The 14,184-nt window shown below is 61.8% G+C and carries 14 protein-coding genes and 1 pseudogene; 11 read left to right on the top strand and 4 right to left on the bottom strand.

The window, feature by feature from the left end; translation table 11 throughout:
- Nucleotides 1–46: 46 nt before the first annotated feature.
- From JQ558_RS27950 to JQ558_RS37495, 6 genes are all read left to right on the top strand, one after another.
- Entirely contained in the window at nucleotides 47–1,165 is a 1,119-nt protein-coding gene (locus JQ558_RS27950) for a mandelate racemase/muconate lactonizing enzyme family protein (RefSeq protein ID WP_212295798.1), read from the top strand.
- Nucleotides 1,165–2,247 carry a mandelate racemase/muconate lactonizing enzyme family protein gene (locus tag JQ558_RS27945; RefSeq protein ID WP_212295797.1) on the top strand — a complete coding sequence of 361 codons (1,083 nt, stop codon included), beginning with the start codon at nucleotides 1,165–1,167 and terminating at the stop codon, nucleotides 2,245–2,247. Before JQ558_RS27950 ends, JQ558_RS27945 begins: the two co-directional genes overlap by 1 nt.
- A 122-nt stretch (nucleotides 2,248–2,369) precedes the next feature.
- Nucleotides 2,370–3,563 carry an ABC transporter substrate-binding protein gene (locus JQ558_RS27940; protein WP_249142670.1) on the top strand — a complete coding sequence of 398 codons (1,194 nt, stop codon included), beginning with the start codon at nucleotides 2,370–2,372 and terminating at the stop codon, nucleotides 3,561–3,563.
- 144 nt (nucleotides 3,564–3,707) lie between these two features.
- Complete coding sequence (locus tag JQ558_RS27935; protein WP_212295796.1) at nucleotides 3,708–4,565, top strand: branched-chain amino acid ABC transporter permease; 858 nt, start codon at nucleotides 3,708–3,710, stop codon at nucleotides 4,563–4,565.
- A complete protein-coding gene (locus tag JQ558_RS27930; protein WP_249142669.1) occupies nucleotides 4,565–5,818 on the top strand; it encodes a branched-chain amino acid ABC transporter permease in 1,254 nt (417 codons plus the stop codon). Before JQ558_RS27935 ends, JQ558_RS27930 begins: the two co-directional genes overlap by 1 nt.
- Nucleotides 5,725–6,300, top strand: a complete 576-nt coding sequence (locus JQ558_RS37495; RefSeq protein ID WP_312015042.1) for an ATP-binding cassette domain-containing protein — start codon at nucleotides 5,725–5,727, stop codon at nucleotides 6,298–6,300. Before JQ558_RS27930 ends, JQ558_RS37495 begins: the two co-directional genes overlap by 94 nt.
- A 254-nt stretch (nucleotides 6,301–6,554) precedes the next feature.
- On the opposite strand, the gene JQ558_RS37490 is transcribed toward JQ558_RS37495, so the two are convergent.
- Nucleotides 6,555–6,854 carry a DUF4863 family protein gene (locus tag JQ558_RS37490; protein ID WP_249142677.1) on the bottom strand — a complete coding sequence of 100 codons (300 nt, stop codon included), beginning with the start codon at nucleotides 6,852–6,854 and terminating at the stop codon, nucleotides 6,555–6,557.
- A 105-nt stretch (nucleotides 6,855–6,959) separates the two neighbouring features.
- On the opposite strand from JQ558_RS37490, the gene JQ558_RS27920 reads away from it, so the two are divergent.
- Both JQ558_RS27920 and JQ558_RS38405 read left to right on the top strand, forming a co-directional pair.
- Nucleotides 6,960–7,184: a hypothetical protein gene (locus JQ558_RS27920; RefSeq protein ID WP_212295795.1), complete on the top strand. Its 225-nt coding sequence runs from the start codon at nucleotides 6,960–6,962 to the stop codon at nucleotides 7,182–7,184.
- Nucleotides 7,185–7,228: 44 nt separating this feature from the next.
- A pseudogene (locus JQ558_RS38405) lies at nucleotides 7,229–7,479 on the top strand (SDR family NAD(P)-dependent oxidoreductase); the annotation flags it as partial.
- 299 nt (nucleotides 7,480–7,778) lie between these two features.
- Here JQ558_RS38405 and JQ558_RS27910 read toward each other — a convergent pair.
- The gene (locus tag JQ558_RS27910) at nucleotides 7,779–8,573 is read right to left on the bottom strand and encodes an outer membrane protein (protein WP_212295794.1); all 795 of its coding nucleotides are present in this window, start codon (nucleotides 8,571–8,573) and stop codon (nucleotides 7,779–7,781) included.
- A 134-nt stretch (nucleotides 8,574–8,707) separates the two neighbouring features.
- Here JQ558_RS27910 and JQ558_RS27905 point away from each other — a divergent pair, with 134 nt between their 5' ends.
- Nucleotides 8,708–9,055 (top strand): addiction module antidote protein, encoded by a 348-nt coding sequence (locus tag JQ558_RS27905; RefSeq protein ID WP_212295793.1) that lies wholly within the window; start codon nucleotides 8,708–8,710, stop codon nucleotides 9,053–9,055.
- A gap of 684 nt (nucleotides 9,056–9,739) precedes the next feature.
- Here JQ558_RS27905 and JQ558_RS27900 read toward each other — a convergent pair.
- The gene (locus tag JQ558_RS27900; protein ID WP_212295792.1) at nucleotides 9,740–9,976 is read right to left on the bottom strand and encodes a hypothetical protein; all 237 of its coding nucleotides are present in this window, start codon (nucleotides 9,974–9,976) and stop codon (nucleotides 9,740–9,742) included.
- Between the two features lie 81 nt (nucleotides 9,977–10,057).
- Nucleotides 10,058–10,786 carry a hypothetical protein gene (locus tag JQ558_RS27895; protein ID WP_212295791.1) on the bottom strand — a complete coding sequence of 243 codons (729 nt, stop codon included), beginning with the start codon at nucleotides 10,784–10,786 and terminating at the stop codon, nucleotides 10,058–10,060.
- A gap of 344 nt (nucleotides 10,787–11,130) precedes the next feature.
- On the opposite strand from JQ558_RS27895, the gene JQ558_RS27890 reads away from it, so the two are divergent.
- Nucleotides 11,131–11,934 carry an outer membrane protein gene (locus tag JQ558_RS27890; protein ID WP_212277115.1) on the top strand — a complete coding sequence of 268 codons (804 nt, stop codon included), beginning with the start codon at nucleotides 11,131–11,133 and terminating at the stop codon, nucleotides 11,932–11,934.
- Nucleotides 11,935–12,905: 971 nt separating this feature from the next.
- Nucleotides 12,906–14,184, top strand: a 1,279-nt coding sequence (locus JQ558_RS27885) for an autotransporter-associated beta strand repeat-containing protein (protein ID WP_249142668.1), incomplete at its 3' end; no start/stop codon positions are given.

The following is a 14,184-nucleotide window of genomic DNA, read 5'->3' as shown; positions in this document are numbered from 1 at the left end:
ATGCCTAGCGTGCCGGTCAAGAATCCTGAGGAAACGCTGACTGGCCATGAAGATTACCGCGGTTGAAACCTGCGTCGTGTCGCTGCCCTTCGACATGGGCGGCCCGAAGCCCGCTTTTGCCGGCAAGCCCTGGACGACGCTCGACGTGCTCATTGTCAAGGTGGAGACCGAGGACGGTCGCACCGGCTGGGGGGAGGCTTTCGGCCATGCCGCCATTCCCGCCACCAAGACGGCGATCGACACCATCGTCGCGCCGCTGGTGCTCGGGCGCGACGCCGGGGACATCAACGGCTTGTCACGCCAGATCTCGCACGCCCTGCACCTGCTCGGCCGCAACGGCTCCTTTCTCTATGGCTGGTCCGGCATCGAGATCGCGCTCTGGGACCTCGCAGGAAAGCGCGCCGGCCAACCGCTCTATCGCCTGCTCGGCGGGCGTGACCCAGGGCCGATGGACGGCTACGCAAGCCTGTTGAACTATGGAGACGACGCCCTGGTGTCGAAGAACACCGCGGATGCATGCGCCGCAGGCTATCGCTTCATCAAGCTGCATGAAGTGACCCGGCCGGCAGTGCTCGCCGCGCAGCGCGCGGCGAGTACTGCCGCGATCATGCTTGACGTCAATTGCGCGTGGTCGCCGCAGGTGGCGCGCGAAATGGCCGCCTCGCTCGCCGGTGATGGGCTCTACTGGCTGGAAGAGCCGGTCTGGCCACCGGAGGACGTGCATGGGCTCGCCAGCATCCGCGCCCATGGCATCCCGATCTCGGCGGGTGAGAATGTCGCCGGCGTGTTCGGTTTCAAGTCGCTGATCGAGGCAGGCGCCATCGACATCGCTCAGCCTAGCGTCACCAAGGTGGGCGGCATCGGCGAGATGCTCAGGGTTTTCGACCTGTGCCAGACCCATGGCGTGGCGGTTGCTCCGCACAGCCCGTATTTCGGCCCGGGCTTCGTCGCCACTCTGCATATCGCTGCCGCGCGCATGGAGAAGCCGCTGATCGAAGTGCTCTGGCTCGAGATGGAGGCCAATCCGTTCGACCCGTGGGTGCGCGCCAAGGACGGCAAACTCAGCCTGCCTCATGGTCCCGGGCTCGGCTGCGAACCGGATCTGGACGTGCTCCGGCGCTATCAGGTTGGCGAAGCCATGCGCAATGAATGGCGGGCCCATTGATGAAGGTCCTCAAGGTCGAGACAGAATCCGTTCTCGTAACCCTGCCGTCGCCGATCGGCAGCGCCCTGGGCCAGATCCGCGATTTCGGCTGCGTGCTGGTCACGGTCAGGACCGATGAAGGCCTGACCGGCGAGAACCTGATCTTCACGCTGAACAACCGGCGCACCGCCGTGCTGCGCCAGATGGTCGATGAACTCGCCGATCTCATTATCGGCCGCGATCCCGGGCATATCGCCAATTTTTGGGCGCGCGCCTGGAAGGACATCAATTTCCTCGGCCACAAGGGCGTCCCCGTCGTCGGCATCTCGGCCCTGGACGGCGCGCTCTGGGATCTTGCGGGAAAGGCTGCGGGCCTGCCGCTCTACCGCATGCTGGGCGGCGCCCAGGACCGCGTGCCGGTCTATCACAGCGGCGGACTCTGGCTGTCGCTCGCCACCGACGAACTGGTCGAGGAAGCGGGCCGCTTCGTGGCCGAAGGTTTTGGCGCGATGAAGATGCGGCTCGGCCATGCCGATCCGAAGGAAGACATCGCCCGCGTTCGGGCCGTGCGTCAGGCGATCGGCCCGAAGATCAAGCTGATGGCCGATGCGAACCAGGGCCTTAACGAAGCACAAGCGATCCGGCTCGGCCGGATGCTGGAGGAATTCGATCTCACCTGGTTCGAGGAGCCGCTGCCGGCCTGGGACCTGGATGGCCTCGCCCGTGTTTCGGCCGCGCTCGACACGCCGATCGCCTCGGGCGAGACGGAATACACGCGCTACGGTTTCCGCCGCATGCTGGAGTTGCGCTCCGCCGACATCTTGATGCCCGACATGCAAAGGGTTGGGGGGTTGAGCGAATTCATGCGTGTCGGCCACATGGCCGAGAGCCACGACGTGGCGGTTTCGAGCCATCTGTTCCCAGAAACAAGCATCCAGGCACTCGGCGCGCTGTCCAATGCCGTGTTCCTTGAATACATGCCCTGGTTCTCGCCGCTTTACAACGAACGGCTCACCTTTGCCGATGGCTGCGCCATCGTGCCCGAGCGGCCGGGCTGGGGCTTCACTTTCAACCGCGACTATATCGCACATTTGAGGACGTGAGGCCCGCAAGGCGCGTAAGCGACAGGTTCCGGCGATACGAAGCCTTTGCTGGAAGAAATACGACAAGAACAAGCCGAAGCTCGCGACCGACGAGCGGTGAAAACAACAACAGGGAGAACGAAATGATTATCAGTCGTCGTCAATTCACCAAGGCCGCAATGGGCGCTTCTGTGCTCGGTCTCGCCTGTCCGGCCATCGCCCAGAACGAGCCGATCAAAATCGGCTGGCTGGCCGCACTCACCGGCCCGAGTTCGGCGCCGGGCGTTGGCTTCAACCGGGGCGTCATCTATGCAACCGAGGCCATCAATGCTGCCGGCGGCGTCAAGGGACGCAAGGTGGAGCTGATTACCCGCGACACCCAGGGCGACCCGACGAAGGCGGTGAACGCCACCCAGGAGATGATCAGCCAGGCCCGCGTTCACGCCATCTGGGGCCCGACCAATTCCGGCGAGTCGCTGGCGGTGACCCCCATCATGGCGCGCGCCAAGATGCCCAACATCCACCCCTGCGTGGTCGACAGCCTGATCGACGTCCAGAAATTCCCCAACGCGTTTCGCATCGCGCCGTCCAATACCCAGTGGGACGACGCGGTACGCAACTATTGCCTCGCGATCCTCAAGCTGAAGAAAGTGGCGGTGATCGGCGACACGACCGGCTATGGTGTGTCGGCGGTCAACGCGTCCGTCGCCGGCTTCAAGAAGGACGGCGCCGAGGTGGTCTATCAGGCCAACATCGACGCGACCCAGCCGGACCTGACGCCCGACCTGTTGCGTGCCCGCAATGCCGGGGCAGAGGCAATCGTGATCTGGAGCGTCTCCACCGGCATGGAAGCGCGTATGATGAACACGCGCGCAGCCATGGGCTGGGATGTTCCCTTTGTCGGACACCCGTCGCTGTCTTCCGGGGAAATCGGCGGCCTTATCGACAAGCCGGCCAATTGGGACAAGGTCTATGCCGTCGGCTATCGGAGCTGCAGCTACGGCGCCGACGGCAAGCTGCAAGGGCGCAACCAGGAACTGGTCGAGCGGCTCGCCGGCAAGGTAAACCTTTCGGACACGCTGCTCTGGTGGGTCGCGTGCGGCATCGACGCCGTCGACCTGGTGGCCAAAGCGGTGGAGGCGCGCGGCTCCTCCTCGAGCGAGGCGATCACCGGCTACTGGAACAGTCTTACGAAATACAACGGCTATTTTGGCGACTACAGCTATAGCCCCACTCAACACAACGGCTATCCGACCGCGGATGTCGTGATGTCTGCGGCAAGCTCGGCCAAGAACGGCGCCTTCGCGCTGGCGCCCGGCTATTCTGGCGCACGATGATGAACTGGGCTTCGTGCATCCGGCACCGCGCCGGATGCGATCCCCACGATCGCTCCAGGACTTCGACCGCTCCAGGACAACCGCGCCTAACCGGCCGGCGGCGCAAACCGCGGCACCCGCAATCTCGGTATCAGTGAGGTGATGATGCTCGCTTCAATCCTGGCGTCCGGCCTGGCGGTCGGGGCCATCTATGCCCTCATCGGGATCACCTACAACACGATGTTCGCCACCTCCCGGGTCATGAGCTTCACCGCTGGCCAACTCGGCATGCTCGGCGGCGTCTTCGGCTCGCTGTTCATGCTGCGCCTCGGCTGGCCGCCGGTGATCGGCTTGCTGGCGTCGCTTGGCGCTTGCGCGCTGATCGGCGTGGTGACCGAGATCGTCGCGGTGCGCCCCGTCTTGAAGAGCCTCGAACAGCATCTCTATGTGCTTTCGACACTGGCGCTGGCGCTGATGATCCAGCAGGTCACGGCCATCGAATGGAGCACCGAACCGCAGCCTTTCCCGAAACTCTTCGGCTTCGGCTCGGGCGTGTTCGACGAGAAATTCTGGCTCCCGCTGGTTGCTTGCGCGCTAACCATTGCCGGGCTCGAACTTCTTTACCGGAAGACCCTGGTCGGCCGCGCCTTCCTGGCCATCGCCGAGGACAATTTCGCCGCCCGCGCGCTCGGCCTGCCCGAGCGCAATCTGAGAATCGCCAGCTATGCGCTCGCCGGAGCCATCGGCGGACTAGCGGGCTTCGCCGGTGGGCAATTGCTGCTCGCCTTCTTTGCCAACGGTCCGCTCCTCAACTTCTACGGCTTCGTGCCGGTTGCGCTCGGCGGCCTCGGCAATAATCGCGGCGCGGTCATCGGCGGGCTCGCGCTCGGCGTCTTCCAGCAGGCCGCCAATTTCCTGGTCGGCGGCATCTTCTCATCGGTTGCCGTCTTCGTGCTATTCATCGTCGTCCTGCTCGCGGCACCGCAGGGCTTGTTCGGCGCACCCGCGGCGCGGAGAGTCTAATGACAGATACGAGTCAACCGGCGATCCACTCGAAGGCGCCTGCCGATATTGGCTGGCGTGCCGCCTTGCCGACGGTCCTGCCTTTGGTCGCCCTGTTCGGCTTCGCCGTGCTGCTGCCGCTTACGGGTAACGAATATTGGGCGCTGATCACCACCCGCGCGGCGATCTATTGGGTCCTGGTTGCAGGCCTCAACCTGGTCGTCGGCTACGCCGGCCAGCTCGCCATCGGCTATGTCGCGCTCCTGACGCTCGGCGCCTATACGACGAGCGTGCTCGCGGCCGGCAATGTGCTGCCGCCCCTGCCGACCTTCGTGGCGCTGGCGGTTGCCGCAGTTGCGGGCGCGCTGTTCGGCGTCGTCGTCGGCCTGCCGGCGTTAAGGTTGCGCACCTTTTATTTCGCCATGGCGACGCTCGGCTTTGCAACCATCGTCACCCAGGTGGCGCTGGCCTGGCAGGGCGTCACCGGCGGTGGCATCGGCATCAGCGGGCCGGAAATGCCGGCGCCGTTCAACACCGCCTGGGGTTTCCTCTATCTTTGCCTTGCCCTTGCCGCGCTCGTCACCTGGGCGACCTCGAATGTCGCCAAGAGTCGATTCGGCCGAGCGCTGATCGCCGTGCGCGACGCCGATGTGGCGGCCGAGGCGAACGGCATTTCCAAACCGAAGCTGTTCGTCACCATCTTTCTGTTCAGTGGCGCGGTGGCGGCGGTCGCAGGCGGCCTGTTCGCAAGCCTCCAGACCTATATCACGCCGGACGCCTTTACCTTCGAACTGTCGCTGCTCTTCTTTATCGCGGTGCTGATCGGCGGCCGGGGTTCCATTCTCGGTCCGCTCATCGGCACGATCATCCTCACCATATTGCCGGAGATCGCCGCTCCGCTCGCCGCGTGGTCCACCTTTCTCTATGCTGCGCTGCTCCTGATCATCGTGCTCGCCATGCCCGGCGGCATCGCCGCGCTCCTTGATTTCAAGAACCGCAAGCCGCTTCAAAGCGATCGGGCGATCAAGCCGCGGCCAGCCCTGCTGGGCGAGATTCTGGAACGCAGCGGAGCCGACAGGCCCATGACGCTGAGGGGAATCGTCCTCTCCTTCGGCGGCGTGCGCGCCATTGCGGCCCGAACGGCGGCGGCAAGACGACGCTTCTCCGCGCCGTCTCCGGGCTGCTGCCTTGGACCGGCTCCGTGCGTTTCGCGGGCCAGGACTTGCGCGGCTGGGGCCCTCGGGAGGCGGCGCGGGCCGGCCTTGTCCATGTGATTGAAGGTCACCGCGTCTTCACCCAACAATCGGTGACCGACAACCTGCTGCTCGCGGCCTATGACCTGCCGCGTGGCGAGCGCATGGCCCGGGTCGAGGAGGCGCTAAACTTCTTTCCGGAGATCGCCGAGAAGCGCCACCAGCGTGGCGGCGCGCTGAGCGGCGGGCAGCAGCAGATGCTGACGGTGGCCCAAGGGCTGGTGCGTAGGCCGCGCCTCCTGATGCTCGATGAACCGTCAGCGGGCCTCTCTCCTGTGCTCGTCGACCGGGTGCTTGCGGTGGTGGCGAAGCTGCGGGCGAACGGCACCGCCGTACTGCTGGTCGAACAGCTGATCGAGAAGGCGCTTGCGGCCGCCGATCGAGTATGCGCGCTGGCCCAGGGGCGCATTGTGCTGCAAGCCGCGACCACCGAGGCCGATCTGCCGCGCCGCCTGGAACGGGCCTATTTCGGCCAGGAGCACGTCACCGCACTGCATGCGTGAAGGGACGTCGAGGACGCCTGCGCAAGGATTGCTCATCGCATTCAACTAGCAGAGCCAACGCGCGATGCTTGCCGCCATGCGTGTCGCAGGAGAAGCAATATCGTGCGCTTTACCGCAGTTGTTGCGCCGACGATCGAGATTATCGGCTTTCGCGGCGCGCGCCTGATGCCGTTCGAAGTGATTGGATAGATCAACGTCAAGCGTTTCTTCCAAAGGGGTAGGTGCTGACGAATGACGTCACCAGTGATCCCCGGTCAGCAATCCTGCCGGAGCCTTGAAAGTCGTAGGAGATTGTGGCCAGCCGGCAGATAAAACAACGCGATGACCGCGCCAATCCGGTCCTCCGGATAGTGCCGACTGCTGGGATCGGGCGCGGTCCAGCCGGGTCTCAACCCTGCAAGCCCTTCAACTGAGCGCCATTTTCGAGAGGAACTACCAATTCCCGCGCAAAACGCTGCGACAAGGCTCGGCCGCCCCTCCCAGGCCACCACGGAGCCCCCCTCTAGGGCCGTATGGTCGGCACGGCGCCACACGGGCCCTCTGCGGGGAACCATGGAGACCCAGTAAATTTCTGTAAATCGTAAAATTCCACTTGCCTCGTCGGGCAAATCACTGGTTTATGAAGCGCTGGTCTAGCAGTCGCATACGGAGCCGGCTCAATGTCTGAACATCTCGATAGGTCTTCAGAATTAGTCGAAATATCCAAACTCAACGGCAGCTTCAAAAGGAACTATGGAACATTAATCGGCGCTTATCTGTATTTGCGCTCCGTCAATGCCGCGCGCGGACAGTCTTTCTTTTGGACCGGGTTGGCCTCGGTGGCTTTTTCCGTTGCGCTTGCCTACCTGGCGAAGCACGGCTTGGCTTGGTTACGCGTCGGATGAGTGATTTCACCAGCGCTTCGAAACTTGCAAAACTCTCCGGTCGGCAGTTGACTTTTGCGGTCAATATCCACGCGATGTTTTATCTGGCCAAGGCCGCCGTGCCGCACATGAGCCGGGCAGCGCGATCACAATACGGCATCGATCAATTCGGACATGCCGAACCCGATTTAGCTGGCCTACGCTGTCACCAAGGGCGCAATCCAGAACTTTACCGGCGGGCTCCCGCAAATGTTGGCGGAGTGGCATTCGCGCGAATGTGGTGGCGCCGGGACCGGTGTGGACGCCGCTGATCCCTTTCGGACACAAAAATGAGCTTCCCAAAGAGCGGAGCCTGTCTGCTGCTTGTGCTGAGATAGTTGCGGGGGCGACGCCGTCCGTCCGTGCACTCCAACGCGAACTCGAGGTTCAAAGACAAGGCCCGGCGGAAAATTTGAGAGTAAGGTAAGGCCTGCGTGATATGGGTGCCCCGAGCCGGATTGGGTCTGTTAGCCTGCGCTCGATCCCACGCAGATCATCCGCATACTTCATCGACTTACCCCGCCAATAAAAAAAGCCCCGGACGATGCCGGGGCTTTTGATTGATCAATCGGGAGATCAGTACCGCGTTCCGGCCGGAGCACCCCAGTTGAAGCGATAGACCAGCGAAGTGCTGATGGTCTGGACCCAAGGCTTGAAGGTAATCGCACTACCAGTAAGTGCGCCGCCAAAGCCAGGGGTGAATCTTGTAGGCAGATCAACACGATCGTAAAATGCCGAGCGATATTCGGTCTTCATGAACCAGCCCGGGGCCGAGATTCCGAAGATGTCGAGATTGTTCTCGACGCCGCCGCCGATGAACCAGCCATCACGACGGAATGAAGGAGTGGTGGTAACATCGATCCCGCCGGGGACGATAAACGACTGAGTGCTGCCGGACCATTCCGAACCGGAGTAACCGCCGTTGACGTAGGACAGCACATTCGGCGCAACGAGATAGCCGAGTCTCACGCCCGCTGCATAGCTGGTTTCGAGCTTTACACGACCTTCGCTACCGAAGAAGGGATCGCTGAGGGAACCCTTGATGCTTCCGAACTGGCCGTCACCGAAAATACCGGCCACCCACTTGCCACCGAACTGCATATCGTAACCGACGCCGACCGTTCCGAACCAGCCGTCGCCACCAAGGCGCTGATCGCGGGTGAGTGCAAAGCCTCCCGGGGAAGTGACCACGTTGCTGTCGGCACTCCACAGCCCGCCGCCACCGCCGCCGAAGATGTAAAAGCCGGTCCAATTATAGACAGGAGCCAGGGGGGGCGGAGCCTTGGTATACGGACGGGCCCCGAGGTCAGCGGCCGAGGCCGATCCGGTGATTGCCGCTACCGCAGCCAGAGCGAGCACTAATTTCTTCATGTCACTATTCCCTACCTGTCGCGCCGGGTGCGTCGCACCGATTCCAAAATTCAATGCGAGGAGTATACGCAATTCGGCTTTGACGGCTGTCACCCGGATGCCACACTGAACGGCAAAGTGAACTGAGGACTTTGATGTCGGACGACGAATTTGACCCGAAACTCTACCGCGACAACCCAGGGGCGATCGCGGCGTATCTAGATGAAGTGTTTCGCAAAAACGATCTGCCTGAAGTTTTAATTGCTCTAAATCAGGTGATGAGAGCTCAAAACGTAAAGGCAATGGCACGCGAAACCGGCCTTCGACGAGACAACCTGTACAAGACGTTCGGGGGTGAAATCGACCCTCAACTCGGACGTGTCATGGCTTTGTTCGAGGGGTTGGGCGTGCGTCTATCGGTGATGTCAGTCAAACCTAAAGAGCGCCCACCGCGGCCTAAACTTGGACGACCGCGCATTTCAAAGCCGATCCGCACATTATAGTTGATTCCGAAGCCGCTGCCTTTTTGGATTTGTCGGCTTGAAGCCCCTTGCCGACCGCATTCCAAGTTCGTACCGCCTTTGTTCTCCGCGCCCCGTGAACGATGTTCCACTAAAGGGGCATACGGCCGTTTCCAGTTTGTTCGAGGGCGCAATGCTGCCGGACTTCGGTGCTGGTTAATAACGAGGCGGGCTACATGTATCAAAAGAAACCAAAGGCAAGCAGGTTGGACCAGGCGTCTTCCGCTAGACGCTTGAACAACGCCGCGTTGAGGCAACTGCGGGTGCCAACGCGAGTTACTGCAAGATATTGGTCTTTCCGGGCTCTAGTCTTGAGTACCTCGCGGCCGCGGGCGCAAAAAAAGGCCGAGGCGGCGCTCATTCCTGCTTTTGATTTCGTTTATACATATCAAGCTGCAGGGCATCGGCCGCGGCGGCAGTCGTAGGAGCGGCGAGTTTCCTTAAGTCACTACAGTTAGGAACGATAGTGTCGCGATGAGATTACTTCGGCGGGCCATCATCCCTCCAAGTGCAGTGGCCTGTGCACGGTCCGCCGTCAACGGGATCGGACGGGCCGTGCACCAAATGGGAGTTTCGCATCATGGCTGACCGCCAGAAACGCGCGCGCTAAGCTCGCCCAATTGCCTCAAGAAATACGACCCGGACATACGCCTTATTTGCCGCTGACTATGATGCGCGCACCCCGCCATGAGCGGCATGGGTTCGGCGCTGCTCGGTTTCATCGAGTGCGCGCTGGGCTGCAGGCGAGTGGGTCTTCGGGTCCCTGGGTACATCAATAAGTTTGTCGGTGCCGGTCGCAAATCGTGCGAGGCGCTTTAAGTTCGAGACGAACACAATGGTCTCGAAAACGAAGATAGCCGCCCGCGCGAGAAGGGTGAAAAGGCCCCATAAAAACTCTATCATTGACATCAACCCACGAGGCGGATGCCCCTTCTATGGTAGAGTTGGCATCTCCGCGCCGTCGCAGCGCAGTCACCTCGGAGATCACTTCTTGCCGATACACAGCGCGGCAAGGTCGCGATCCGCGTTTGCGAACAGCTCCATGGGTTCAAGCTTGCGGACATTCTCCGAGTTCACGCTTCGGGTGCGGGCCGCTTCGACCTGGTCGGCAAGTTCGAGATAGCGTTGCAGCGCATGCGATGAGGATTGCGCAATAAACTTTTCCACAGCCTCCTCGGTGGCCACCGTCGGATCCTCCGGCATCGGCTCTTGCTCGCCGCGCGCGACCGGCGTCACGTTCTCGAGCTTGAGGCTAGCCATCGCGATGTAATGGTCGAACTGCTCGAATGTCTGGGTGACGACGCTAGCGAGCCGACGGGGGCGCGCCAGTTCCTCGAACCGGGCTACCTCAGGATCGCGTTCCAATCGTGCGAGTTCTGCTGCGGCGTCCGGTCCCATGTTCGCAGCGAAGGCCTTCGCAGCGGCACCCTCGTCATGACTCCCGTTTACAAGCGTGGCGAGGCGCACGCCGTAGCGCACCAAGACGTCGCGAACACCCGCCGCCAGAGCCGGCGAATTAAGCCCACGCTCGCGGCGGCACGCAGCCTCTGCGGTCTTTTCTACCGCAGCCGCAAAGCGCGCTAACATGGCCCTCCCATAGGGCGCGTCCAGCGCATCGCGTACAAGGGTATCGGGAGGCTCGTTGGCGAGTAGCGCCGCCGCGGGCAGGATGGCATAGGCGAGCATCGCGGTAGCGAGAAGGAAGCGGCGCATCAGGGCTCCTAAGCAGTGGAATTTGTTGGTCGCCGGAACCGCGCCGCACGTTCAAAACCACGGAGGGCACTTAACCCAGCCACTGCCGCCGATGACCCTTGCGCCGGGGCTTGTGAAGTTCCGCTCTTTTCCTGGTCGCGCCCATTCCGACGGCCCAAACTGTTTGGATGAAGAAGGCCTCAAGGTTTTAGGCTCCGTTTGAGTAAAAGCCGAGCGTCAGATGCCGGACGCATCTCGGGACCTAATTCGGCAATGCAACTTTTGCGGGACTGTTGCCTTCAGGCCATAGCAGCAGCGACATTTCTCCCCTAACTTTGTCGACAATCCATTGGGGAGTGATTCAAATGCGATCGATCGTTTTAGCGCTAGCAACAGCAGCGGTAGTCGTTTCCGCACCTGCAATGGCCGCAGACATGCGCATGCCTGTGAAAGCTGCACCGATGGCTGCTCCCATCTTCACCTGGACAGGGTTTTATATCGGCGGGTTTGTCGGAGGCGCGACGGGCGACCGTAACGCAAGATCCACCGAGCCTTGTACCGTGGTTGGTGCCTCTTGCTTCGGCTTGTTTACAGTGGCCGGTGTGACCACGCCAAACGACTATTCGCTGGGCAGCAGCTTCATTGGCGGCGGCACGGTTGGCTATAACTGGCAGGCGCCAGGATCGCAGTGGGTTTTCGGTCTTGAGGGCGAAGCCGGTTATCTCCACCTGCAACGCTCTGTTCGTGACATCAACGCGCCGCCCCCCGGCCTCTCGCCCGGCGGCTTTGATTCGACCCGTATTGGTGATGTTTACGGTGTAATCGCCGGCCGGTTGGGTATCGCGGTGGACAGGCTGCTGTTCTACGGCAAGGGTGGTGTCGCGTTTGTCGAGAAGAACCACAACTACGCATCGACGGTGGGGGTGACGAGCGCGAGTCTTAACAACAGCCACCTCCAGACGACCTGGGCGGCAGGCGCCGGTCTGGAATGGGCCTTTGCTGGCAACTGGAGCCTCAAAGGGGAGTATCTCTACATCGCGACCCGCGAGACCTATAATACCACCGGTCTCTGTACAGGCGGCTTCTGCGCACCGGTTGCTACTTTTACCAGCATTCACAGCGATCCGGGCGTCCATACCGGTAAGCTCGGTCTCAATTACCGTTTCTGACCAGACATCTACGCAGGGCTGGATGAAGGGCTGGAGCAAATCAGCATCCAGCCCTTTTTCGTTCTGATCGACGACGCAGACAGGCGGTCAGGGCTAACAAGGATCAGCGCATGAAGAATCCGCATCGATCTTCATAAACGAGGATGCATCAAACGCAGGGGCATACTGTCGGCGGCATGGCGCCTAATCGTTCCTAACGCCAGCTCGCCGGTTAGGGCGGGCTAAGTCTTGCAAGGCGGCTTTCGCGCGCGCTCGGGTTGCGTTAGCTGGACACCAATGTCGACGACAAGGGTCGAAAGCGCGAACCCGCCCTTTCTGTTCGCCTAAGAAAAGCCCGGCCAAAGGCCGGGCTATGATTGCCCTCCTAAAATGTCGGACGTTGCTGAAAGTTCCCGTATCTAGTCCGATGGTTGGCGCCGCTTGCTCCAAAGCGGTGAGCGCAGCCAACCAACGAGTCTTGCTGACGTCGGGTCGCGACGCGCTTTCCGAAGGCCTGCAGGACTTTATAGACGGCCGGGTGTGGCGAAAGATCGGCATGTAGCTGCGCTACCGTTGCACATCTAGATGTCACCTTCTTACGGTGCTCGTCTGCTTCCGACCTCTGGCCTGTTCCATCTGATTGGAAATCAAACGCCCGCGCCAACTTCTCCCCGGGCGATGCGACGCTACTATTTTGACATTCGAGAAGGCGACGCGCCCCCCGATGAGGTAGGGCTGTGACTTGTCGGACCGATGCGGTTGAGTGGATACAGAATACAACCGTTCCGTCGTCTGCGACCCAAAGTCATTAGGAAGATATGAGGGCATTTTCCGTTGCGGAAACGCCACACGGCTCGCCATTTTGTTCGTTCCTGGCTGCCGAACAGCCGCCCTACCTAGCTACCCGGCCCTCGCTTAGGTAGAACAACCAAAGTGACGGTTGTCAGGGCGCGCAAGGGAGCGCCCGGCCGTACGAGTGACGAGCAATGGGAATGGCAAAAGAATCTCGATTGGGCGCTGGTTCGGTAACCAGGTCAGCCAAGGCTGAGACTTCGGATTCACAGCGTCGCCGCCACCGTCAGATCTCTATTGCAATCGCCGTCACGATCTGCCTCGCGGCGCCCGCGAAAGCCCAGGACGCAACGTGGCTCGCCGCGCCCGGGTCGAGCGACTACAACACGAGCACGAACTGGAATCCCAACACGGTCCCGACCGGCATCGCGTTCTTTGGTGCATCCAACATCACAAGCCTGACTATCTCGGCCAACACCAGCGTCGACGCGTGGACATTCAACGCCGGCGCGCCCGCCTACTCGTTCACGAATACCCAGACGTTGACCTTCGATGACGCCGGCATCGTCAACGGCGGCGCCGCCACGATTACCAACAACGCCGGGGCGTTTATTCGGTTTAGCGATTTCAGTACGGCAGGAACCGCCACGTTCATCAACAACGGCGAGACGCGCTTCTTCGATAGCAGCAAGGGCGGCAACGCAAGTATCATCAACAATAACTTTCTCTCTTTCCAGACCCAGAGCAGCGCCGGGAACGCCGTCATCACCAACAATGGCCTGCTGGAATTCGCAGTCAGAGGCACCGGAGGCAACGCCGCCGTCACCAATAGTGCCGTGGCGGTCGTCGATTTCTCCGACAGTTTGGGTCCTGCGAATGATGGTGCACTTGCGATCGGCTCGTTGGCCGGCGGCGGCGAATACTATCTCGGCGCCCGCCGTGTGACGGTCGGGGGCAACAATCTCAGCACGACGGTGACCGGCGTCATCAGCGACTGCGGCGCCAGCGGCGTGGCCTGCGGCGACCCCGGCGCAACGGGCGGGCAACTGATAAAGACCGGAACGGGCACGCTGAATTTGGCGGGCAACAACATTTACACCGGCAATACGACCATCGACGCCGGCACGCTGCTGGTGAATGGTTCGATCGCCTCGTCGGCCCTGACCACGGTAAATGCCGGCGCCACGCTCGGCGGCACCGGCACGGTCGGCAACCTCACGATCGCGGGCGGCACGCTGGCGCCCGGCAATTCGATCGGCACCCTCTCGGTGCAAGGCAGCCTGGTATTCACGGCAGCTTCGACCTACCTGGTCGAAGTCTCACCGACGAATTCGGATCTTACCAACGTCACCGGCAGCGCGACGCTCGGCGGCGCGACCGTTTCCGCTATCTACGCCAATGCCGCTTATGTGGCGCGGCGCTACACGATCGTGAACGCGGCCGGCGGCGTCAACGGCACCTTCGGCTCGGTGGCCAACA

The organism is Bradyrhizobium sp. AUGA SZCCT0160 (genome assembly GCF_018130105.1).
GTDB lineage: Bacteria > Pseudomonadota > Alphaproteobacteria > Rhizobiales > Xanthobacteraceae > Bradyrhizobium.
Note: the sequence above shows the minus strand (reverse complement) of the source record. Positions and strands in the feature narration are given on the sequence as shown.